The organism is Chitinophaga sp. CF418 (assembly GCF_900142925.1).
Classification (GTDB): domain Bacteria; phylum Bacteroidota; class Bacteroidia; order Chitinophagales; family Chitinophagaceae; genus Chitinophaga.
The window spans coordinates 1-23,843 of the sequence record NZ_FRCN01000021.1 but is presented as its reverse complement, the minus strand read 5'-3'; the positions used below and the strand labels follow the sequence as shown (position 1 = coordinate 23,843).

20 protein-coding genes are annotated in these 23,843 nt (G+C 41.3%); 10 read left to right on the top strand and 10 right to left on the bottom strand.

What is annotated here, in order from left to right; all coding sequences use genetic code 11:
• The first annotated feature begins 3 nt into the window (after positions 1 to 3).
• Together F3I09_RS32680 and F3I09_RS32675 are read left to right on the top strand one after the other, a co-directional pair.
• Positions 4 to 1,395, top strand: coding sequence for a RagB/SusD family nutrient uptake outer membrane protein (locus tag F3I09_RS32680; protein WP_149699259.1), 1,392 nt, complete (start codon positions 4 to 6; stop codon positions 1,393 to 1,395).
• Positions 1,396 to 1,477: 82 nt separating this feature from the next.
• Positions 1,478 to 1,816 (top strand): hypothetical protein, encoded by a 339-nt coding sequence (locus F3I09_RS32675; protein ID WP_149699258.1) that lies wholly within the window; start codon positions 1,478 to 1,480, stop codon positions 1,814 to 1,816.
• Here F3I09_RS32675 and F3I09_RS32670 read toward each other — a convergent pair whose 3' ends face one another.
• A complete protein-coding gene (locus F3I09_RS32670; protein ID WP_149699257.1) occupies positions 1,817 to 3,289 on the bottom strand; it encodes a hypothetical protein in 1,473 nt (490 codons plus the stop codon).
• A 182-nt stretch (positions 3,290 to 3,471) separates the two neighbouring features.
• Here F3I09_RS32670 and F3I09_RS32665 point away from each other — a divergent pair, with 182 nt between their 5' ends.
• Both F3I09_RS32665 and F3I09_RS32660 read left to right on the top strand, forming a co-directional pair.
• Positions 3,472 to 4,008 (top strand): hypothetical protein, encoded by a 537-nt coding sequence (locus tag F3I09_RS32665; protein ID WP_149699256.1) that lies wholly within the window; start codon positions 3,472 to 3,474, stop codon positions 4,006 to 4,008.
• A gap of 80 nt (positions 4,009 to 4,088) precedes the next feature.
• Positions 4,089 to 4,580: a thioredoxin family protein gene (locus F3I09_RS32660; RefSeq protein WP_149699255.1), complete on the top strand. Its 492-nt coding sequence runs from the start codon at positions 4,089 to 4,091 to the stop codon at positions 4,578 to 4,580.
• Here F3I09_RS32660 and F3I09_RS32655 read toward each other — a convergent pair.
• Genes F3I09_RS32655 through F3I09_RS32640 form a run of 4 tightly spaced genes read right to left on the bottom strand, consistent with a single transcriptional unit; the run spans position 4,567 to position 7,906 of the window.
• Positions 4,567 to 5,562: an AraC family transcriptional regulator gene (locus F3I09_RS32655; RefSeq protein WP_149699254.1), complete on the bottom strand. Its 996-nt coding sequence runs from the start codon at positions 5,560 to 5,562 to the stop codon at positions 4,567 to 4,569. The genes F3I09_RS32660 and F3I09_RS32655 overlap by 14 nt on opposite strands.
• 38 nt (positions 5,563 to 5,600) lie before the next feature.
• On the bottom strand, positions 5,601 to 6,149 hold the full coding sequence (locus F3I09_RS32650; RefSeq protein ID WP_149699253.1) for an RNA polymerase sigma factor: 549 nt from the start codon (positions 6,147 to 6,149) through the stop codon (positions 5,601 to 5,603).
• Positions 6,150 to 6,193: 44 nt separating this feature from the next.
• Entirely contained in the window at positions 6,194 to 7,321 is a 1,128-nt protein-coding gene (locus tag F3I09_RS32645) for a FecR family protein (protein WP_149699252.1), read from the bottom strand.
• Between the two features lie 36 nt (positions 7,322 to 7,357).
• Positions 7,358 to 7,906 (bottom strand): RNA polymerase sigma factor, encoded by a 549-nt coding sequence (locus F3I09_RS32640; protein ID WP_149699251.1) that lies wholly within the window; start codon positions 7,904 to 7,906, stop codon positions 7,358 to 7,360.
• Positions 7,907 to 8,353: 447 nt separating this feature from the next.
• On the opposite strand from F3I09_RS32640, the gene F3I09_RS32635 reads away from it, so the two are divergent.
• The 3 genes from F3I09_RS32635 (at position 8,354) to F3I09_RS32625 (ending at position 15,878) form a co-directional block, all read left to right on the top strand.
• Complete coding sequence (locus F3I09_RS32635; RefSeq protein WP_149699250.1) at positions 8,354 to 11,611, top strand: SusC/RagA family TonB-linked outer membrane protein; 3,258 nt, start codon at positions 8,354 to 8,356, stop codon at positions 11,609 to 11,611.
• A gap of 13 nt (positions 11,612 to 11,624) precedes the next feature.
• The gene (locus tag F3I09_RS32630; RefSeq protein WP_149699249.1) at positions 11,625 to 13,037 is read left to right on the top strand and encodes a RagB/SusD family nutrient uptake outer membrane protein; all 1,413 of its coding nucleotides are present in this window, start codon (positions 11,625 to 11,627) and stop codon (positions 13,035 to 13,037) included.
• A 270-nt stretch (positions 13,038 to 13,307) separates the two neighbouring features.
• Positions 13,308 to 15,878 (top strand): S9 family peptidase, encoded by a 2,571-nt coding sequence (locus tag F3I09_RS32625; protein WP_149699248.1) that lies wholly within the window; start codon positions 13,308 to 13,310, stop codon positions 15,876 to 15,878.
• A 287-nt stretch (positions 15,879 to 16,165) separates the two neighbouring features.
• Here F3I09_RS32625 and F3I09_RS32620 read toward each other — a convergent pair whose 3' ends face one another.
• The 5 genes from F3I09_RS32620 to F3I09_RS32600 all read right to left on the bottom strand — a co-directional run bounded on the left by F3I09_RS32620 (position 16,166) and on the right by F3I09_RS32600 (position 20,347).
• Positions 16,166 to 16,498, bottom strand: a complete 333-nt coding sequence (locus tag F3I09_RS32620) for a DUF6520 family protein (RefSeq protein WP_149699247.1) — start codon at positions 16,496 to 16,498, stop codon at positions 16,166 to 16,168.
• Positions 16,499 to 16,909: 411 nt separating this feature from the next.
• Positions 16,910 to 17,245 (bottom strand): hypothetical protein, encoded by a 336-nt coding sequence (locus F3I09_RS32615; RefSeq protein WP_149699246.1) that lies wholly within the window; start codon positions 17,243 to 17,245, stop codon positions 16,910 to 16,912.
• Positions 17,246 to 17,849: 604 nt separating this feature from the next.
• The gene (locus F3I09_RS32610; RefSeq protein WP_149699245.1) at positions 17,850 to 19,610 is read right to left on the bottom strand and encodes an IS66 family transposase; all 1,761 of its coding nucleotides are present in this window, start codon (positions 19,608 to 19,610) and stop codon (positions 17,850 to 17,852) included.
• A gap of 56 nt (positions 19,611 to 19,666) precedes the next feature.
• Positions 19,667 to 20,017: an IS66 family insertion sequence element accessory protein TnpB gene (tnpB, locus tag F3I09_RS32605; RefSeq protein ID WP_149699244.1), complete on the bottom strand. Its 351-nt coding sequence runs from the start codon at positions 20,015 to 20,017 to the stop codon at positions 19,667 to 19,669.
• A gap of 3 nt (positions 20,018 to 20,020) precedes the next feature.
• Complete coding sequence (locus tag F3I09_RS32600) at positions 20,021 to 20,347, bottom strand: hypothetical protein (RefSeq protein ID WP_149699243.1); 327 nt, start codon at positions 20,345 to 20,347, stop codon at positions 20,021 to 20,023.
• A 694-nt stretch (positions 20,348 to 21,041) separates the two neighbouring features.
• Here F3I09_RS32600 and F3I09_RS32595 point away from each other — a divergent pair.
• The 3 genes from F3I09_RS32595 to F3I09_RS32585 form a co-directional block, all read left to right on the top strand.
• Positions 21,042 to 21,677 carry a reverse transcriptase domain-containing protein gene (locus tag F3I09_RS32595; RefSeq protein WP_149699242.1) on the top strand — a complete coding sequence of 212 codons (636 nt, stop codon included), beginning with the start codon at positions 21,042 to 21,044 and terminating at the stop codon, positions 21,675 to 21,677.
• Positions 21,678 to 21,747: 70 nt separating this feature from the next.
• Entirely contained in the window at positions 21,748 to 22,092 is a 345-nt protein-coding gene (locus F3I09_RS34525; protein ID WP_223233128.1) for a ribbon-helix-helix domain-containing protein, read from the top strand.
• 131 nt (positions 22,093 to 22,223) lie between these two features.
• Positions 22,224 to 23,843, top strand: a 1,620-nt coding sequence (locus F3I09_RS32585) for a recombinase family protein (protein WP_149693839.1), incomplete at its 3' end; no start/stop codon positions are given.

Below are 23,843 nucleotides of genomic sequence, written 5' to 3'. Positions count from 1 at the left end.
CATATGCGAGTATTGTTTTTATGCTGCCTGCTATCTTACACTTGCCTGTCATGCAGGAAAATAATTGATATAGGGGAGCCCTCTGATAAAATGGCGCCTGAAGAGGTGTATAGTTCAGATAGCGGCGCAATTGCAGTTATGGCGGGTATCTATTCTATTATTAATAGTAGTGGCTTGTCGACAGGCGGCAAAGGGATCTCTGTTTTCTGTGGATTGTACTGTGATGAACTGGGCTTAATGGAAGGGAACAGCGAGTTTCAGCGTTGTTATGAGAATACATTAACTGCCGATGATAGCCCATTCTGGGCGCCACTCTATAATTGCATACAGCAATGTAACATGTTGCTCAAAGGACTTGAGGGATCAAAGGCTTTAACGCCCGCCGTGAAACAACAACTCACCGGGGAAGCGAAATTCATCCGGGCTTTTTGTTATTTCTATCTTGTCAATTTCTTTGGCGATGTACCACTGCTCACTACCACAGATCTGAATACCAATACCACCGCAGGCCGCAGCAGTGTTGAAAAGGTATATAACCAGATTGAGGATGATCTGAAGAAAGCCGTATCCCTGTTAAGAGAAGAATATCTGGGTGGGGATGTACAGACGATAGTTCCTGAGCGGTTGCGGCCTAATAAATGGGCTGCTGTTGCTTTGCTGGCCCGGGTGCACTTGTATATGAAAAATTGGGTAGCAGCAGAACAGGAGGCGACAGATGTAATAACACGTAATGGGTTGTATGCTATTCCTGCATTGCCGGAGGCCTTTGGGCAATATAGCAGAGAATTCATCTGGGCTTTGGAGAATACCAATGCTACCGGTGTAAATGAAGATGCAGCGTTGCTGGTATTGCAGCAGGGGCCTGATAGGGAAGAACAGCCCTTGTATGTGAATAAGCGGCTGCTGAAGGCTTTTGAGCGGGGCGACCAGCGTCTTACAACATGGATAGGAGAAGATACGACAAGTGGCAATACCTATTATTATCCACATAAATACAGGTTAGCGGAAGGTGGAAAATCGCCTACGCCTTACCTGGCTGTATTGCGATTGGCAGAAGTCTTCCTGATCAGAGCGGAGGCCAAGGTGTACATAAATGATTTTTCGGGAGCCAGGTCTGACCTGGATAAATTACGGCGAAGGGCAGGAATAGGTTATACAGTAGCAATGAACCGTACTGCCTTGTTAAAAGCGATTGAACAGGAAAGGAGGGTAGAGCTTTTTACAGAATGGGGACATCGCTGGCTGGATCTGAAACGGTATGACAGCGCAAGAGAAGTGATGTATGCAACAGCAACTGAAAAAGGCATCGCCTGGATGGACTATAAACAATTGTTCCCCATTCCTCATGGCGACATTATGTTGAATCCCAAATTGAAACAGAATGAAGGATATTAGGACTTGTCTCTAAAGTTCTGGCGGAGTGTAGTATGCACGCTTGTCTATTCTAGCTATAACTTTAGACAAAAACTTTATAACTATGAAACTGGCAAGGACAATACTGTTTATCATTGTACTGTCGGCAGTAACGGCAGGGATCACTGCATCCAAATCCCTGCGGGGATTTAATAATTTATACATGACGGTAAGCACGCGGGTAACAATTAATGGAATAAGCCGCTGGATCACGCTGGCCGACATGTCTCCATACCGTAACTTTCCGACCAGTCCTACACAACCTACGGTGAATGCAGGCAGGCCGCTGTACACCAGTGTGACCCTGACCTGGGTAACCATAGGTGGCGTTCCTTATACCTATGATGCCGCTTTAGGCTTACCCTGGACGAGCACCCTGGTATATGACGATGAAGGTCAGTGATCATTCTTTTTTGGTCGCTTCTTTTATGAGGTATTCCATGAACAGGAAAGCAAAAGAAGTCATGACCAGTATAGGGAATAGCTGAAACCGTAACGCAATGGGTGAGGCAAATATACTGAACCCGAAGTTTGTTAGCCAGAGGCAGACCACGAGCAATAACCCTTTACCCATCAGCGGCTGCTGTTTGTAACCCTGTAGTAAAACAAACCCGATCATTCCCAGGAAAAAGATCACGTTCATCGTACCCACCAGGATGGGATAGAAGTTTAATATATCTACTTTGAAGTCTTTGAACTTCGTGGTGATCTTATTGCTTTTATATTCGAACCACATCTGGGCAATGGGATGTACACTGTCTACGCCGGTACTGTAATATTCCAGGAACTCGATGGGAGGGGCGTAGTACTTCAGGGCATTCGGCAGGAGATAGTACCTGGCGAATGTCATGGGATATTGTTTGATGATATATTTGCCGTATTCTTCGTACAAAGGAGATACGCTGGCCCAGCGTTTGAGTTCGGGAGCCGTGGAGTCTTTCTTGAACTGATCGTGCATATATTTACGCAGGGGCAGGCCGGGTGTCCACATGTAGACGGTACTGGCCATCATCATTTCAAACGGGTATTTCGGATTATTGAACGTACTGTCAAAATACTCCCGTATCATTTTATCCAGTACCTGGTACTTCTTGGGTACAGGCTTCCGTTGATCTTTAGGAACGAATTTATATGCGTACATGGCGTTGTTCGCCATCTGCCAGCCGGTAAATGGTGTGAAGATGCGCTTCTTGCTTATCTCGTAGTATTTACTCTTGTTGTATTCAATAAAGCTTCCTAATAATATTATACAGATGGCTAATCCCAATACTTTTTGCAGGATGCTTTGTTTAGAGAGTAAAAACGCGATACCTGCAATCAATGGATAATAAAGCGCATTATATCTCACTGTGAATGCCAGGAACAATACCAGCGCATGATAGATCATCAGCTTGCGGGAAGGGCGGTAAATGATCCATAGCAATATAGTGAACCAGGTGATGCTTAATGATAGGAACAGTGTATCGCTGGATACATAGTTCGCCAGGTACAGGAATACGGGATTAAACAGCATAAAACCGAACAATCCGATCCTGGTATAGCGGTGTGGATTATAGAAATAAAATAGTGTAAATACCAGTGACAGCAGGCTGGCCTGCAGCATTAGATATTGGAATACCACCAGGGCAGTATCTGAATGTGTAAATACGCTGAACAGGCGTATGAACATAGAGTAGCCCACCGGGTAGGTATTGATAGCCAGGTTCTGGTGCGCTGTTTCCATGTAGGCATAGGAATCTCCGTTAATGTAACTGGCAAAGGGATAGAGGTATTTGAAGAACATTAACTGGAGAATGATGCCGATAATGGCTGTCCAGACGTAAGGGCGGTTATTGGGGTCTTTGAAAATATATTCTTTGAGGCTCGGGTTACTCATGGGGAGCTTGATTGTGGTTAACGGGTTTTTTAAAGTTATGCGGTATACAGGGAGGAATAGTTAGGAGATAGGGAGAATTTGTGTTGCTGCGTAGCATGGGAGTTTTTATGATGGCTGCGTTAAAATCTGTTAAACAATGAGTTGGTGATGAGTACCAAATAGTTATTTATCCGACAGGGATAATGAATTCAAAAGATATGCTGAACATCCCTAATGCAAAGGCCGGTCTTTATACGGATTTGCTTAAAAAAATAACCTCTTACCAGGACCGGTTGTCAGTACGTTATGTACTGGAGAAACTATTGATTGCAGACTCTCAGAGCACTGCTGTGGACCACGACACGATGAAGGAGTATTTAAGCCCTGCTACCATCCAGCTGTTGCTCATCAATGATTTCATTCTTCGACATGAGACACCGGCAGGTACATACTATGAATTAAGTAATGAGGAGCTGGTCCGGGAGTTGGAAAGATATGCCGGCACTTCACCCAATAAGGATATTTTTGATAATGAACCCTTAGTGCAGATCACGCTGAAGACCTGGAGGAAAAGACAGGACCGGCTGGCACGTGATCAGCGTATACATCGTTTATTTCTGCAGGTAAGAAAGCAGCGGGAAGAGCAGATGAAAGCTTTTCTTTATGAAGTGGTTGTGCCGATCGTTTGTATTTTGCTGCTGGCGGGCCTCATATTTGGCGTGACACATTTGCTGGAATGATAGCAGGTAGTAATACGCTATCTCCTAACTATTATCCGGGTTAAACAAGTTATATTACTTTGGTTAACCATCTATACGATATGAAACAGCTACTCCTTTTGTTTGCCCTGGGTCTGGCCAGCTGTACCCAAGCTCCTCATATTGACAATATGCCTAAAGATCCGAAAGCATTGCCACCGATTGTATTGCTGAAGGGAGATACTGTATCGAAGTTCAGTACAGACAGTCTTGCTAAAGGGCATCCTACTTTGTTATACTTTTATGGTCCTGCCTGTAAGCCATGCGATACCATGTCCCAAAAAATGGTAGCTGGAATGGATACGTTGAAAGATATCAATATTGTTTTCATTAGTGCCGGAAGCTTTCATGAAGTGAAGCGCTACCAGGAAAAATATAATGTAGAGAAATTTCCTAACGTGAAACTGGGGTTGGATTATGATAACACTTTTTTCAGATATTATGGAGGGCAGGCATATCCCTTGCTGGTGTTCTATGACAAGAACAGACAGATCAAACGGGCGAATTACGGTTCACTGCCTTTGGACACCGTTCGGGCGATCATTGATAAGTAGTGCTTCTCATGCAGGCGTAGTAGTCCTTTAACTGGATGAGCATATTTGTTACATTCGGATACTCGCTGATGGCGGCTATTTTTTCCGTAGGCGTATTCGCTTTCTGCATCACATCATATATGTGCATCATCCTGCACATATGCATAAATTCATGAATGCTGAGTGCAAAATGTTGTTTGAACTCAAACGCCAGTTGTTTGCCACTAGCCTTGAATATATATCCTAGCTGAACAAGTGTATGTTTTATAAAGGGATGTTCCCGCAGGTAGTTGGCCAGCCGGTGGATCTTATCCGCATTCAGGACACTCTCTGACATCAATGGCTGACTAGCCAGGGTTTCCTGGGCGGCAATGTTTCTCAGCAGATCTATACAGGCACGGAACAGAAAAGGGTATGCCCTTTTAGGTTCATATTGGCAGGACAGTATTTTCTCTACCAGGAAGTCACATACAAGGTTGCTATGGTATGGATATGTATTGATGGCGCCAGCTTCGGCCGGTGTCCTGTTTGCCAGGATCTCCAGGCTGGGAAATTCTTCTACCATGTCTTTCAGTACGTCCTGTTCGATATTGATATGGAAGGAGAGGACTTTCTTTCCTTCGGTAATGGGGATCCTGTGTAGACCTTTAGGTAGATTAAAGAGATTGAATTCTTTTTCTTCCAGCAGGTAACTGGGGGCAGCCGGATCTTCAAAGTGAAGACTATCTTCATATAAACCATGTAAACACCACATGTGTTCAGGTATGGAAGGACAAAGCACAAAGTCTTTCTTCGCCCAGATATCATGTGTCCATAGTGAGAATGGACCGAAGTCAATATGCTGGGATAAGATATCAGCTTCTGCATCTTCCCGGTAACAGTGACCAGCAGCAGGTATCAGTAGTGACTGGTATTCCTCCGGAATGCTTGTGGAAGAAACATAATTGGGGTTTAGTTTTTCAAGGAGCAGCAGCTTATTTACGCCGGATGGTGAGGTATACATGGTTTGGTTATTTAATGCCTGTAAATAGACGGAATGCTTTATACAACTTCCACTTCGCGTAAACGGGTACGGATCACTTTCAGTGCACGGCTCACCTGGTTTTTTACTACCTGTGGCTGGATGTTCATATCCTGTGCAATCTCTTTATGGCTCCAGTCCTGCAGGTAGAGCAGTTCGAATACTTTCCTGCATGCCGGGGCGGACACATGTCTGGCAGCTTCCCGGATCTGTTGTCCCAGTTCTTTGTTCTCCAGGTTCCGGGGCACGGCGCTTTCCGGGGAGGTGTAGTAGGCATGTGATACAAACCTGCGGGCTACCTCATTGCGCCGGCATTTGTATGCATATTGTAAATGTACTGCCCTGTACAGATAATGCTTCAGGGAGATGTTGATAGAAAGCTCCCTGCGCCGTTGCCACAAAGATGTAAAGATCTCCTGTACGATGTCTTCCGCCTCTTGTTGGTTGCGCACCTTCTGGTATGCTTCCATCAGCAGTTGCGGACGGTACCGTTGGTAGAGTGTAGCGAAAGCTGATGCATCGCCTCTTTTCACAGACAATAATAGTTCTTCCTCGTGAAATAACATCATTTTACATTCAAAACTGCATGACAAAATTTAAAGCCCCTGTAACGTTATCTTATGTGTAAGACACTGTCATTATCAAAGTAATAATCAAAGTGTCCTGTAAATTTTAAATCATCCAGGAAATGCTGCATAGGCCTGGATTTGTCGATATAGCCGGTAAAACGGCGTTGGCCAGTGTTGGCGTTATCATAAATGATATTTATTCCGTACCATCTTTTCAAAACACTGCACATTTCGTCTATAGTCGTCGCATGAAATACATAAGTACCCTCCCGCCATGCTAATAATTCTTCCGCATCAAAACGTACAGCCTGCATACGTTGACCTTTCTGGTATCGTACTGCATATCCTGGTTTCAACATGAGCGTGGTAGAATCAGCTTTCAGTTTGATAGCGCCTTTTATAAGGGCTATCTCTTCATGGGCGTTGTCGTAGGTGTTGACGTTGAATTCTGTGCCGAGGACCTGTACGGTGCTGTTAGGGAGGTGTACAATGAATGGCCTTTTGGGGTCTGTGGCTACTTTCAGGTAAGCTTCTCCCTGTATGGTCACTTCACGGGTAGTGCCGGTAAATGCCACGGGGAAGGCCATCTTTGAAGCGGCGTTCAGTTGTACTTCTGTACCATCGGGGAGTTTTATTTTATAGTCCTGGCCGGCGGGTACGGTGATCATGGCCATGCCCTTATTATTTTCTCCTTTAAGGGCTACCTCTTTTTGTCCGGCGTTTAGGGTCACATCTCCTACGGTAACATGTTGCTGCGTGCTGCCCAGGTTGACAACTTCACCATTGGGCAGCTGCAGTGCAACACTTTTCAGGGGAGACAATCCATGGACAACTGCCTTAGGCTGTAGTTGCTTTGGCTTGAATGATATGTAGATGCCGGAGGCCACTGAGGCCAGAAAGGCTAGACTAAGCGATGAGCGTACGATGACCCTGATCCATTTTCTTTTACGGATCTTAGCCCATACTTTTTCGATGGGCAAATGTTCGGGTAACAAGGCCAGAAAGGCCTGTTCCTCAGGTCCCGAAAACTGTTCGTAGATGGCATTTCGGATAATAAGTGCTTCCGGCTCTTCTTCGAGCAGTTTTTTGAGGGTGGCACTGTCTTCGGGGGTAATGATCCCTCCCAGTTCGTCCAGTACCAATTGTTCGAGTTGGGTTTCGTCTATATTCATAGTACCCTTACAGTCGGGAAAACCGCTAAAAGGTACTTATGACAGGCTATGTTTCAGATTTTCGCGCAGCACTTTCAGTGCGCGGTGAATGTGGTTCTTTACCGACTGGACGTTGATGTCCATTTCGTCAGCGATCTCTTTCAGGCTTTTTTTATGCAAGTATAACTGCTCAAAGGCCTGCCTGCTGGCGGGCGTGATATTATTAATGGCTGCTGCCAGCTGCCTGCCAAGTTCTTTATTTTCTATCGGGGATGCGGTAGTGTAGGTGTCGGCCAGCCAGGTGTATTGCTGTTTTTTACCGCGTGTACTGGTCTTTTTACGGATCAGGTCTACGCATTTATTCCTTACTACCTGCACCAGGTAAGCTTTCAGGCATTGCGGCACTTCCAGGGAACTCTTTCTTTCCCATAACCAGAAGAACACTTCCTGCACAATATCATTCCCTTCATCTGCGTCTTGTAAACGGTTATAGGCTTCCACATATAAACGTTTGCTATAACGGTTAAAGATGGCATTGAAGGCTGTTTCGCTACCGTCTTTCAGTAGCTTGAAGAGATGTTCGTCGTTGTAACCGTCTAGATGCATACTTCAACAGAAATATAGTGATACAATGAACTGTTTCCATGGGCCTCAAGGGACAATAAAAAGACATCTGGGGTAGAACAATGAACGTAGTTTGTACACTTGCTAAGCTACTGAATCTCAATTTGCGAGAAGTTAATGCGGTGTTAATGGCGGAAGATTTTTCCCACATGAATGGGTTTAAGTTTTTGTTAAATTTTAGAGTACTTTTTGTTTTAGTGCTCGACCAACTGACTGGGAACTGACTCATTCAAATTGACTAACCAAGACATTACTATTACAACGAGATTGGAAAACTTGTAGCTAAAAACCAACCATTATTCATTTTTTCGACTAGCGCTATTCATTTAACTATGTCATGTGGTGAGGGCTGTGTGTGCACGTCTGTTTCTGTTTTTGTTTCAACGATGCTTATTGCGATGCTTTAAAACCAAAATCAATCCAACTGTTATGGACATCTCTACGCCTCGAAGCAACCTGGTGGTCAGGTTTCTTTCCTTGTTTTTATTGTGTTGTAATTCTTTGTATGCTTCCTCTGATCAGACAGGAAAACAGAAGGTTACCGTGGTTGGTAATGATGTGACATTGGAGACAGTGTTTAGGCAGATAGAGAAACAGACAGGGTTGAGGTTTATGTATTCGGTGGAGGCGGTGGATGTAAAGGAGAAGGTGACTGTGGTGTTTGAGAAGGTGGCGTTGGATGAGGTGTTGGGGAGTTTGTTGGGGAAGAAGGGGATTGAATGGGGGTATAGGGATGGGGTGATATCGTTGAGAATAATGCATGACCACTTTGTACAGGCAAATGTTATCAGCCCTTTTACACTTACTGGAAGAATAATTGATGCCAACGGAAATCCAGTTCCGGGAGCCACTATTTTGTTAAATAAAAGCAAGAAGGGAACGAAGACCGATGTAGATGGGAAATTTTCGTTGGTAGATGTTCAAATAGGCGACGAACTGTTGATTAGCTCAATTGGTTTTGAAACAAAATTGATAAAAGTAGAGGATAGGTTTTTAATAATAAAGATGAAGGAAGTAGTCGCAAGTTTGGACGAGACGATTATAAGAGGATATGGAACGACTACACAGCGGTTTAATACAGGAAGTATAGTTTCTGTGAAAGGAAGAGATATTGAAAAGCAACCGGTGTTAGACCCACTTTTAGCGTTACAAGGTAGAGTGCCTGGCATGATAGTTACTCAAACTACTGGAATGGAGGGTGGAAAAGTAAATGTACAAATCAGAGGGCGTAATAGTATACGAAGTGGAACGCAACCTTTATTTATAGTTGATGGTGTGCCTTATCAGCCGAATCTAACTTCAGTTGGTATTGATTATGGAGCAGTTGGATCAGTGGTGTCTGCGTTGAGTTTTTTAAATTCTTCAGACATTGAAAGTATAGAAGTATTAAAGGATGCAGATGCCACAGCTATTTATGGATCAAGAGGAGCCAATGGAGTTATTCTAATATCAACGAAAAAAGGAAAAATTGGAGATTCCAAGATTAGTGTGAGTGTAAATAGTGGATGGAAAAAAATTGCACGGAGAGTTGAGTTATTGGATACCAAAGAATATTTGAATATGCGAAGAGAGGCACTTAATAACGATAACGTCTTACCTACAACTCAAAATGCCCCTGACTTATTAATGTGGGATACAACCAGGTATACTGATTGGCAGAAGGCACTTGTAGGGAATACAGGCAGGTATACGGATGCACAAGCGTCTGTTTCTGGGGGAAACCCATCCATTCAATATTTAATTGGAGGTAATTACCATAAGGAAACTACTATTTTTCCGGGAAAATTCAATAGTCAACGAGGTGGAGCACATTTTAGTATCGGTGGAACATCGTCAAATCAGAAATTTGTAATCGGCTTGACAGGGAGTTATAACATCAGTAAAACTAATTTCCCAGGCGGGGATTTTGCAACGAACATAACGTTACCTCCTGATGCTCCTCAACTTTATAATCTTGATGGAAATCTTAATTGGGAAAAATCTACTTGGGTTAATCCGTTGGCTTCACTCGTTAGGAATGTTGTTGAGGCCAATACCAACAATATTGTTACGAATATAGATGTTGCTTATAAAGTATTTAAGAACACGATATTTAAAGTAAATGTTGGGTATAATGAATTGCGGAATAATACTTTTAAAGGTGCAACAATTGAGGGAACGGATCCAGCTTTTATAGCTACAACCACAGCCAGTGGATACTATATGAATAGTAAAATAAACTCTTGGATAACCGAACCGCAGCTGACCTACAGTAATACTTTTGGAAATAGTTCTATAGACGTTCTTGCTGGTGCTACGATCCTTGCGAGTAAGACAGAAGGCCAGTTTGTCCTTACTTCGGGTATCTTGGAAGATGCATTAATTAAATTTCCAAGTGCGGCCACTACATACTCAGCACTGGGGGAGGGTACTAAATATAAGTATGCTGCAGTGTTTGGAAGGATAGGGTATAATATAAAAGAAAAGTACTTATTTAACTTTTCTTTGAGAAGAGATGGAAGCAGTCGATTTGGCCCAAGTAAAAAGTTTGCAAATTTTTGGTCAATCGGTACTGGCTGGATATTTTCACAAGAAGAGGTGCTTCATAATGTAGTACCTTTCTTAAGTTTTGGTAAAATACGTGCCAGTTATGGGATAACCGGTAATGATCAAATTGGAGATTATCAATATTTGGACCAATACAGCTTTGTTGAACAATCATATCAGGGAGCGAAGGGCGTTAGGGGACAAGGAGTATTTAACCCTTATTATGCCTGGGAGAAAACACGGAAAACTGAGATAGGGCTGGAAATGGGGTTTTTAAAGAACAGATTTTTATTAATAACCAATTATTACAGTACTTATTCAACGAATCAGCTACTTTTTTCGCCATTACCGTCAACAACAGGTAGCCTAGCTGTTCTGACAAATCTGCCTGCTTCAATTAAGAATTCGGGATGGGAATTTAGTTTTAATTCAAACAATATAAATATGCGTGATTTTAGGTGGAGCTCAACGATTAATCTATCGCTACCTAAAAATAAGCTTGTCTCTTATAATGAACGCGACTTGGGAACCGCTTATAGAGAAGGGAAACCTTTATCTGAAAAGTATTTATTTAAAATATTGTCCGTAGATCCAGAAACTGGTAGTTATTTTTTTGCAGATAAGGAAGGCAAGCCAATCGGCAGCGGGCAAGCGTATTTGGGGGGCGCATCAATTAATACGTCACCGACTTTATATGGTGGTATGAACAATAGCTTTAGTTACAAGGGTTTTCAGTTGGACATCTTTTTTCAGTTTACAAAACAGAATGGATTTAATGGACTATTCGCAACCGGGAGGGTTCCAGGAACTAGGAGGAATCAGTCTGTAGAGGTATTGAAGAGGTGGCGTGCAAAAGGTGATGTGGCAGAAATTGCAAAATTCAGCCAAAATGGTTTGCTTAACTTGGACTATAGTAGCTGGTTGGAAAGCGATAAATCATATGGAGATGCATCTTTTATAAGGTGCAAGAATATTGCTTTCTCATGGCAACTGCCGATAAAATGGTGTAAGAGAATGCATATTAGTAATGGTCGCTTATATTTAAATGGTCAGAATTTATTTACTATTACTGGCTATCGGGGCTGGGATCCGGAAACGCAGTCCATAAGTGTTATTCCCCCCATCCGTGTTGCTACTGTGGGTATTCAATTGTCAATTTAAAAAAGGAATAAAAATGATTGTGTTAAAAACATACAAGTTATTTTTGTCAGTAATTTTTTCAGTGTTTATTTGTTCGTGTGAGAAGATGGTGGATGTCGGAAGTCCTTTAGATAAAGTCGCCGCCGATTTCGTATACAGTAAAAACACAACTGCCCCATCAGTATTAACGGGTATATACTTTGATATGCAAAGGGAATACAGTGGATTTGCGCAGGGTCGGAGTGGACTCTCGTTCTACTGCGGTTTGTCGGCTGATGAATTCAATGTAGTACCATCAAGCATATATGAAAATGCATATAATAATTATGATCACTGGGATTATTGGACACCGTTCTATAATTATATTTACCGCATTAACGCAGCAATTGAAGGTCTTAGCTCATCCAGTACTATATCAAGTGATGTAAAAAAACAGTTGTTGGGCGAAGCCTTTTTTATGCGAGGGTTCTTTTATTTTTATCTGCTGAATTTATATGGAAATATTCCAATTGTTACGACGACCGATTATAAAAAGAATTCTCTTGTTTCAACCTCTAATTCTGGACAAGTTTATGAGTTAATAATCTCGGATTTAATGAATGCGAAGTCATTGCTGAATTCGAAATTTGTTGGTAATGACGCTCTTTCTATTTCGGACGAACGTATTAGGCCAAACAAGTGGGCTGCCTTAGCTTTGTTAGCCAGAGTCTATCTTTATACCAATAACTGGAAAGCTGCAGAGACACAGGCTGATTCTGTAATTGATCAAGGCGCTACATTTGCTTTATGTGAAACGGATGGTGTATTTCTCAAAAACAGTTCAGAAGCAATTTGGCAAATACAACCGATTTCTGATGATGGTCAATTTTTGAACACGTTAGATGCAAATCTGTTTATATTATCAAATGGGGCTCCCGACTTTTTTGTAAATCCTGTATGGTTGCGAAGTGAATTTGTTGCCTCTTTTGAGAGTGGAGATCGTCGCAAGCTAAACTGGATGAGTGTGGACTCTTCCACAGGCGTTACATATTATTACCCTTATAAATATAAAAATTATCTTCCTAATACTCCTCAGGTAGAATATATTATGGTGTTAAGATTAGCCGAACAATATTTGATCAGAGCTGAAGCAAGAACAGAGCTAGGGAATTTGAATGGGGCAGAGGATGATTTAAACACTATTAGGCAAAGGGCTGGGTTGGATAAATTATCTGGCCTGTCAAAGGAATCCCTTTTGAACGCCATTATCATAGAAAGAAACAGTGAGTTTTTCGCCGAATGGGGACATAGATGGTTGGATTTGAAACGCCTAAGGAAACTTGATAAAGTGATGATTGAAGTGAAACCTAATTCCTGGAAGCTATATATGCAATGGTATCCAGTTCCATTAAGAGATTTACTTTATAATCCTAACTTAGTACAGAATGAAGGATATCCAAGCTCATAAATAATTGCGGTAATTATCGAAAAATTCTATTCTAGGTTTAGATTTTGTAAATCTACTCTATAGATGGTTGAACTGAAAATTGACTGCACCAACCACGCTTACTTTTAACAAAAGACACATACTTTAGTACAGCTTATTGATATGTGATGTATTTTCAAAGAGAAAGTTCATAGATCTTAAGGGAATATTCTTGAATTCGTCTTGGGCGGATCACGTAATGGACGTATCTTTTTAGAAATAGTTTGATGTTAATAATAAAGGATTTTAATAATGAAATTTATTTTTATTACTGCATTATCGTTTTTTTATACTTCCATCCTTTTTCCCCAAAAGCGGGTGATAAATGACGAAACTTATAAATCTTGGACTACTTTAGGTGGGTATGACATATCTGCTGATGGCAAGTATGTTTGGTATTCATATGGTGCAAGAAATGAAAAACGAAACGTTGTTATTGTATCTTTTGACGGAAACTGGCGGAAGGAAATTCATAATGTTTATAATGCTCAATTTGTCTTTGGCGGGAAATATTTGATATTCTGCGATTCAATTGGATTGGAAATTATGTCCTTGAAGAATAAGAGGATCGAAAGCATTCCTAAGGCTAATAACCTAACAGCTGCCTCAGATAAAAATGGCCAATGGATAAGTTATAATTTAGGTGGTTGGATTTATTTAAGAAACATTTTTACCGGAAAAATGAAAATTTATCCCGGTGCAGTAAATTGTTGGACTAACGAAAAAGGCACCATTTGGGCGGTCCAAACCAACGATACATTGCATTGGGTCAACGTGGCTGAAAATCATGAGAAAACAATTTTAACTGGGCAGTTGGTTGAAAATGTGTACTTCTCCTCAGTGAATGAACAACTAGCATTCTTGGCTTCTCCTCGAGATTCGAGTGGAAAGTTTAGTATTTTCTACTTTAATCCTGGTTACGACAGAGCCGTGACTTTAGTTACTGATAAGACTCCTGGAATCCAAAATGGATATACTATTGTCAATGATAATATTCGCTTCAGTCAGGACGGAAGCGGAGTTTTGTTCACATTGCAAGAAAAATCCGTATTTAATGTGAATCCTGAGAAGATGCGTCCCAAAGTGACTTTATGGCATTATCAGGATGCTTTTTTGCAATCAGTGTTAATTAAAACTCCAGAGTTGTATAAAAATGAGCGCTTGACAGCGCACGTAGATCTGAAGAGTGGAAAGGTAATTCAATTGGATAGTAGTAATTTTATTTTACATGGATTATTAGGGAATTCATTTACAATTGGCGCGCCCATCTATAATGAAAGAGAGGCTTACTGGAATAAACCTATAGGAGATTATTTTTTGATTTCATGCATTGATGGGAGCCGTCGGCCGATTGTTCATTTATCGCAAAAAATTGAGTATATAACAGTTTCGAAAGCTGAAAAATTTGTTATTTGGCAAGATCTTGAAAATGATGATATTTATTCATATGACATATCTTCGGGTGTAACTAGAAATGTCAAAATGCCAATTGTTAACTTACGTCGAGATAGTTCTGTTGGCGGGGCGGCTTCTCATCTGATGGTCGCAGGTTGGTTAGCAGAAGACAAAAGACTAGTACTTTATGATAAGTATGATGTATGGTTAGTGGATCCATCAGCCATACAAGAGCCAATATGTCTTACAAATTTAGAGGGGCGTAAAAGTAGAACCATTTTTAGGCTGATATATAATGAAACAGAGATAACTCAACTGCATCTAGGGGATAATATTATATTGGCTGCTTTAGAGGAGGATACAAAGCGAAATGGTTTTTTTGAGACAAAAATTGGATCAAGTGTATTGTTAAAGAGAAGTATGGATAATTGTTTATATTATTTACCTACAGGTTTTAAGGGGTATTTGGCCTCACCTTTAAAGGCTTCTGATGCGAAACGCTTTTTATTGCAAAGGCAAAGCGCTATTGAAGCTCCAAATCTAGTTATTACATCGGATTTTCGCTCTTTTTTAAAATTATCCGATATTCATCCTCAAGCAGAATATAATTGGCTGTCTGTTGAGCTTGTAAAGTGGAATGTCAAACCGGGGCAGAAAAGAATGGGCCTTTTGTATAAGCCAGAGAATTTTGACTCGAAAAAAAAGTATCCAGTAATTTTTAACTACTATGAGTATCGTAGTAATGAATTGAATAAGTTTTTGGACGTAGATTTAACAAGGGGAAATATAGATATCCCATCATATGTTAGCAATGGATACTTAGTGTTTGTGCCGGATATAATACAGAGTGTAGGATGTATAGGTGACAATGCTCTCAACACAGTTGTTTCAGCGGCCGATTATTTAGCTAGGCGGTATCCATGGGTTGATCCAAATAAAATAGGACTTCAAGGGCATAGCTTTGGAGGCTATGAAACAAACTATATAGTAACTCATTCGAATCGATTTGCAGCAGCATGTACTGCAGCCGGTAGTGCGGATCTCATCAGCAGTTTTGGTCAATTAGATGGTTCAGGGGGGGCTAGAATGTCCACTTATGAAAGGGCGCAAGGAAATTTGGGGACGACTCCTTGGGAAGGGCCGCTTGTTTATATAAATAATTCTCCGATTTTTGGTGTTAAAAATGTCTCTACTCCTCTTTTAATGATGCATAATAAAATGGATAGGGCGGTGCCGTTTGAGCAGGCCATTGAGTTGTATCTGGCCCTGAGAAGAGAGAAAAAACCGGTATGGCTTTTAGAATATGAGGGTCAAGAGCATGTCCTAAATGACCAATTTGGAGCAGCCCTTGATTTTACTGTTCGCACGCGAGAATTTTTTGATTATTATTTAAGAGATGGGGAAATGCCTAAGTGGTTAAAGTTATAACAGTTGGTTTTAATTTTGTGATGGTATGTCGTATTGGTACTCAACAATTAGCGACAACGAGATACAATGTTTTTGCTATGAAATAACAAAAGTAAGCGATCTTGCTAATAGAAATCGTAGCTCTTTATAGCTTAATGTAAAGACTATGATTCAAGAAAGATGCCTCCAGATAAAAGGGGGAGGGTGTGAAAGAAAGGAGGATAGGTGCCTCTATTGGATCGAGTAACCTATCCTCCTGATAAGTAAGTAGAGCAATAAGGTTGCTTCTTACTTTTGGTGATTTTCTTTTATCCTTCTATAAGGGTAGTTCTTGTGGTAAAGCTATTAGTACAACCTGGTACAGCGATAGTAAAGGTTGTTATTCCATTACCAACCGTTCTGGTAGCTGGAGATGTCGTCGTTGTTGAGCTATATAGGGTTGTGTTAGCAACTCCAACAGTTGTCAGAGGTTCAGTTGAGGTACAGAACGGAACTGCCGTTACATAAGAATTAGTACCAATGTAATATACTGTTGTTGTTTTCCATCCAACAAATTGTGATCTGCTAGCTTTGAAAGCGTAAGCTCCACCAACGATTGCGAGTACTGCAATAGCAGAAAGGATAATTTTTGCCTTTTTCATAAAAAAAATGCTTTTTGCGGGGAAAAGCTAACCATTAATAATTATTCTGTCTACTCTTATTAAACTTACTTAATGGAGGTAGACAATAACCATAAGCAAGTATTTGATCAAATATTGTATTGTTGTTTTATTCTATCTTTCAGTTGAGTATTTGTTGAATTTGGAGAGAATAAGATGAATTCTGAATTATTTACTCTCCTCAAACTTCGCTTAGTTTCTTGATAAAATATTTAGGAGTGTGAGGTAAAAAATTATAGATCTGGTATTTATTTTTATAGGTACCTGTATATAAAAAGTATTCATAAATTGCAAAAAAAAGAGATGATAAGTTCCTCGACCCAAAAGAAAAATCTATCCCCGTGATAAGTACGTAGAGCAATGAGATTACTTCTTACTTTTAGTGATTTTCTTTTACCCTTCTATGTTGGTAGTTGACGTTGAAAAGCTACTAGTACAACCTGATACAGTGATAGTAAAGGCTGTCATTCCATTATGGACCTGCCGGGTCGATGTAGCAGTTGTTGTTGTTGTTGTATACAGAATTACGGTAGCAGATGGTCCAAAAGTTAGAAGCGTGATTGTAGAGGTACAAAACGGAAGTAGTGTTATATAAGAATCAGTACCAATGTAATATACTGTTGTTGTTTTATATCCAAAAAATTGTGATCTGGCAGCTTTGAAAGCGTAAGCTCCTGCAACGATTGCGAGTACTGTAATAACAGATAGGATGATTTTGGCCTTTTTCATAAAAAATACTTTTTTGAGGAGAAAAGCTAACCATTAATGATTATTCTGCCTACTCTTGTTAAACTTGCTTGATGGAGGTAGACAATAACCATAAGTAAGTCTTTGAGAAATATTGTGTTGTTGTTTTATTCTATCTTTCATTTGGGTATTTATCGAATTTTAGGCAATGAGATGAGATCTAGATTATTTACTCGCTTCAAACTTCGCCTGATTTCCTGATAAAATATTTAGGAGTGTGAGGGGGAACTTTATAGATCTGGTATTGTTTGTTGTCATAGGTATCCGTTCAGTGTATAAACTGTATCTCTTCAGAGGGAGTGCATATGTGTTCTGTGTTCTTTTAAATACTGAGCGTGCTGTCTGAACAATGGCGGTGGGCCCATTGTAGAATGTGGCAGGCAAATCCTATAATGTAGATTCTGGACCATGTTGCCCCACCGTTCCGATTTATGTTGACCCACCATTCTGGGATGCTGACCCACCCATAATTATTAATAAATAGCTAATTGTCGAATAATTCTGGGATGTTGACCCACCTTGGGTTGTAATGATTCGGTCCTCGGCATTGAGAAACTAATCGCTCGGGGCATTACCTTTGCATTGGTTATCCTTTCTTCTTCCAGTTGTGAGGTAATAAATTGATCAGCTGATTAGCAGGGCAGTCATGCAGACGATCATAGATATCACAGAGGTATGTAAACGGATCGATCTCGTTGAGATGGCAGGATTCAATCAGGGAGTAAAACAAAGCTACCCGCTCGGCTCCATGTTCATTGCCTGCGAACATTGAGTTCTTACGGAAGATAGTAACAGGTCGGATTACCCTCTCAGCGCCGTTGTTGTCAGGGTCCACATATCCGTTTTCTGTAAATGCTTTTAGGCGTGGCCATTGGCCTAGTGCATAATTGATGGCTTTGGCGATAGGTGTGCCTGGCAGGTGATCCTGATTTTGCTGGTCCAGTAACCATGATTTGATTTTATCCAGGAACTGAACAGTATATTTCTGACGAAGTTGTAACCGTTGATCCGGAGTAAATTTATTCTTATCAGCATAGGCTTCTATCCGGTAAATAACATTAAAGAGTGTCAGCACCTCTGCTACAAGTTTCCTGTCATACTTTTCTGCTTTCTTGAACCCACGACGGATGTGTACCAAGCAACTCATCATCGTAACCTGATCATTATTCTTAAAGGCAGCAGTATATGACCCAAGACCGTCAGTCTGGAGTATACCTTTAAAATCTTTCAATACTTCGCCCGGTATATATTGGCTTCTTGAAGGGTTAAATTCAAACAAGACCAACTTCTGCTCTGGCGAGAGGAACACCCAAAGCCAGCCGTTAGAAGGCTTCCCTTTGCCCACATCACTGAGATATTTCAGCTTTGTCTCATCCGCCTTGATATATTTTGATCGTATGATAACCTTGCGCAGGCATCGCAACAACCGTTGAAGTTTTCTATAAGTGACTTCTTCCCACCCATCTACTGTCGATGCTGCAAAGTCTACACCGGTAGTGTTTTTAATAAACCTCAGCTGACGATAATAAGGATCTCCGTATCCAAAACGGCGACTATGCAGATGGGCAAGTAATCTGTTTCCTACAGTGCCTTTTTCTACCATGCGAGGCTTTACAGGCTCACAGATGATCTTCTTCTCCTCATTGATATATTGAAGGTGCTCCTGCTGTACTTTGATGATCTTGCCGGGTTGATAATCATAATAGGTTGTCACTTTTTTGCCTATCGGTTTGAGACCTGTTTTATCAATACTGATATCAATAGTCTCAGTTTGAACCTCCAGCCATGATGGCTGGACTCTTCTGCCCTTATGTGCCTGGTATCTTTTCTTCTTCCGGTTGCCTTTTAATATTTCCTGGTTTGCCTGTTGTAAACCAGCAGAAGTAACTGCTATACTGATGATCTCTTCGATTTCCCGCGTATCAAATTCAGCGCCCAATGTTTGCTGAATGGCAACATCGACAAGTGCTGATCCGGGTATAAATTTTTCAGATTTCTTGCCCATCAGCATATCACAGAATTCCCGTAGCTGCACTTCCTTCCGTAAGCCTGATTCAGCCTTCTCTCTCATTTCAGCATTCGCCTTTTCAAGGATCAGAATCCGCTCTTCTAGGTCTTTAATCATTTGCTCCCTGTCCAGCATAATTTCATGGGCCTGATGCAGATACCTGTTCAATTTGGCACATTCTTCTGTCTTCGCTTCCAGCTGGTTATTCAGGTCGTAGATGATTTTCCCAAACGTAATCCGCTCCCTGGACAGGGATTCTGACAGGTCCGCATTGGCGACTGTTAGCGTGGAGATCTGTTGTAAAGCGTCTGTTATGGATGTGAGTAATTCGGGGCGCACTGCGTTGTTGTCGTGGTTACGGCTATATAAACGCAGCAGGTATTATAATGGTTTGATTATGCCTGACTTTTTCGCTCATATCTTTTCCTGTACCTGATTTCGACTCCCTCCAGGATCAGCATAACATCTTTCTTGTTCAGTGTTACTGATTGAGTGGCCTGATCATACACCGGCGTGCCAAATGTGCCCTGAGCCAATCTTTTATGGTAAAGGGCATGACCATCACCTTCAAACACCAGCATCTTGACCTGGGTACGGCGACCGTTGAAGAAAAGATAAATTACCCCGCGGTTTAATGGATCCTGATCCATTATATTACGCACTATTCCGGATAAACCATTTATGCCCATTCGCATATCAGTGTTATGCGTATACAAGTAAAAATTATAACCTGCTAGTGATAACATTGATCAACGATTTATCAGCGCGAGTAAATATTCTGCTGCAACAGGCTGATAAATCTTTATGCCTAGCAACTCTGCAAATAGCGGCTGACAATCGCCGGGTACACTGATCAAATCAAGGTTTACGGGTAAAATATTGGGTTTGGTTAATATCGGAACTTTTGTATCCCGATACTTGCGAAGCCAATAATAGAAGGTTTTCTCTTTGATTTTATTGGCAGCACAGTACTGTTTAACTGTCTTGCCAGAACCAGGGTAGTTACTGACAATTTCCTTCATTCTGTCTGCTTTGCTGGCAGCATGCTCATTGGTCCTAACAACGGTCTTTTGCATAAATCTGTTTTTGCAAAAGTCTGAAGATTTCAGTATAATTCTGGAATGGTCAGGACCGAATCATTACCTTGGGTTGCTGTGTTGGATTCACAGCTCGGATTGCCATTCTGGCATGTTGACCCACCTGCGGACAGTCATTAGTAAGGGCTTTGTATCCCTACGGGCAAGTGCATGTGTGCCTTGAAGCTCTTTTAAATAGTGAGCATGCTGCTAAGGCGATGGTGGTAGGCCCACCGTAGGGTGTGACAGGCAAATCCTACAAACCACTCTGTGGTGCTTCATGTCGAAAGAGTGAGGTGCTGAGCGACAGAGCTAAAAGGCGGAATGTAATCCGTCAGGTACGGCTTAGAGAGCTGAACAAAATTGAATCGCCGTTAACGTATCGTTAGCTCGAGGTTCTGTCAAAAAGAAGAGCTATGCGGCTCTATCCGACAAAACTTGACGGCAGTAACCTGGTGTTGGTCAAGTGACAGACGGTGCAGAGGCGGCAGGAATCTAAGTCAGGCGCTTTACCGGAACAAGGGAACCTGCATGTGGATATAAGTAGGGAACGCACAAGCAGTGATCCTGTGAGGCTAATACCGATGTTCATGCAGGGACGGATTCGGCCGTAGTAGTGTTGATCTCTTACGAAAGCAAGAAGGAGCGAAGGGCCGAACCAGATTAGTTTTGTATAACAACAACTGTAAAAGGGATGATTGATTATTACGAAACAAAGGCGCATCCAATAACGAAGAGAATGGTATTGGACGCTTACAAGAAAGTAAAGTCGAATAAGGGAAGTGCTGGTGTTGATGAACAAAGTCTGGAAGACTATGGGAAGAATCTACCACAAAATTTGTACAAGTTGTGGAACCGAATGACATCAGGAAGCTATCAGCCTTCATTGGTGAAGCGCGTAGCTATACCCAAGAGTTCAGGCGGGAAAAGAATACTTGGCATTCCTACTGTAGAGGATCGCATTGCCCAACAGGTTGTCAAAGCTTATCTGGAACCTAAGGTGGACGGAACATTCCATGATGACAGCTATGGTTATCGTCCGGCTAAGAACGCTCAACAAGCCCTGAATATGGTTGAAAAGAGATGTTCGAATGCATATCCTTGGGTACTAGATCTTGACATCAAGAGTTTCTTTGACACAATCGATCATAATCTAATGATGAAGGCAGTGGAACATTATACTAGAGAAAAATGGATACTGCTTTATATCAGAAGATGGTTGGAAATTGGCACTATGGATGGAAATGAGGTGGTTGGTAAAAGATTAAATGGTACTCCTCAAGGAGGAGTATTAGCTCCACGTACACACCCACAAACATTGAGTTTTTAAGGAGAATACCTATTAAAAGGGGGAAGTTTTAAGTTTATGTATATCATAAAAAGTATTACATTTATGATAAATGGAAAGATCGCAGAATTCCGAGTTGGTCAAACGCATCAACCAGGCATTTTCTTTGCTTCAGAAGAACAAACCTCAGCCACATATAGTGGAGCTGTTGATGAAGAAATATGGAGTGTCCCAAATTCAGGCATATCGTTATATTCAATTAGCCAGAGAGATCAACGAGAAGATGGCCATACCGGAGAGTTCCGTAGTATTTACGGTCAAATTGCCACCGACACTGATCAGACGAATAAAGAAGCTATCCGAATCCAAAGGTTTGTCGATCAGCAGAGTGGTCCATACTGCGCTGGAAGAATTTTTAGCAAAGAAGGAGCATGTCAAAGAAGGAGAGACAAGTTAAGGAATCATTTAACTATGATCGGTTGTGGGAGCAAAAGCTCTCACAGGTATATCATCTCCTTGTTCCGGCAGGTAGGCCGGTTGTTTTCAGTGAACAAAATCCTGATGAATTAACTGAACAAACTTCAGTATATGAAAACAGCAGCGATTTATACGAGAGTATCGTCCGATCAGCAAAAGGATAAAAAGACGATAGGTAGCCAGGTGGATGAATTATTGCATTTTGCCCAGGAACAGGGCTATCTTGTACCAGAGGAATATATATTTAGAGATGAAGGGTACAGCGGAGCCATATTGGTTCGCCCCGGTCTTGAAAGAGTAAGAGATCTAAGTGCTGAGGGGCAGATACAGGCAGTATTAATATACAGTCCAGACAGATTAAGCCGTAATTATGCATACCAGGTAGTACTCATGGATGAATTTGCGTCATGCGGTACAGAAGTATTATTTATCAACTCACCGAAAGCAGATACCCCAGAGGAAGCCTTATTGTTGCAATTCCAGGGCATGATAGCCGAATACGAACGGGCTATTATTAAAGAGCGATCACGCAGGGGGAAACGATTTAAAGCAAAATCGGGTGTGGTGAGTGTATTGTGCGGAGCGCCGTATGGCTATAATTATATCAAGAAGACAGATGATACATCCGCATACTATGAAATTAATGAGCAGGAAGCTTCGGTTGTAAGAGAAATGTTTCGGATGTATACAGAAGATTTTTGTGGTATAGGTACAGTTGCAAGAAAATTTACTTCGGAGAAAATACCAACAAGGAAGAATATAGGCAAATGGGAACGGTCCGTTATCTGGGCAATGTTACGAAATCCGGCTTACTGTGGAAAGGCATGCTATGGTAAAACAGAACATGCTGAACGGCAGCGGATCACCAAACCATTGAGGGCCCAAGGAGGTTTTGTGGCTCAAAGTGGTTGTAACAGAGAGAAACCGAGGGAAGAATGGATTGAGATAGCTGTCCCTGCGATAATCAGCCAGGAGACGTTTGATATTGCGCAGGAAAGACTAAAGAATAATAAGCTTCATTCCCAGCGGAACACAAAAGTGGAAACATTGCTTCAGGGAATGATGGTGTGCAGCGAATGTGGTTATTCTTTATACAGGACGCATACAACCACATCAGCAAAAAAGAAGATATACTATTATCGGTGCTTTGGTTCAGATGCTTACCGTTTTGAAGGAGTGCGTAAGTGCAATTGCAAACCAATTAGGCAGGATTACCTGGACAATATTGTATGGCAACAACTAGTGGCGTTGCTGGAAGAACCAAAGCTGATCCAAAGAGAAGTGGAAAAACGTGTAGAGGAGACCAAAAAAGCGAGTCCTGTAATAAAACAAAAGGAAATCATAGTGAAGCAGCGTACCAAATTATTGCAGTCGATGGATAAGTTGTTGGATGCCTACCAGGAAGGTCTTATTACAATTGTTCAGCTGCGAAAAAGGATGCCTGATTTACAAAAGCGGATAAATACGATAGATAAGGAGCTGGAGAGCCTAAAAAATCATGAACTGGCATTGGATCAGCGGCTTCAATTGCTGGATGCGGAAAGTTTTACCAGTCAGTTAGGATTGAATGTAAAACAATTGGACATAAAGGAGAAAAAGAAGATTCTAAGACTACTGGTAAAGGAAGTTGTGGTTGGCGATGATATTATAGATATCAAGCACTCCATACCTTTAAAAGAGGCTAAGAATGAGAAGAATAGTAAAAGTTACCAATTGTGTACGAGGAGTAAT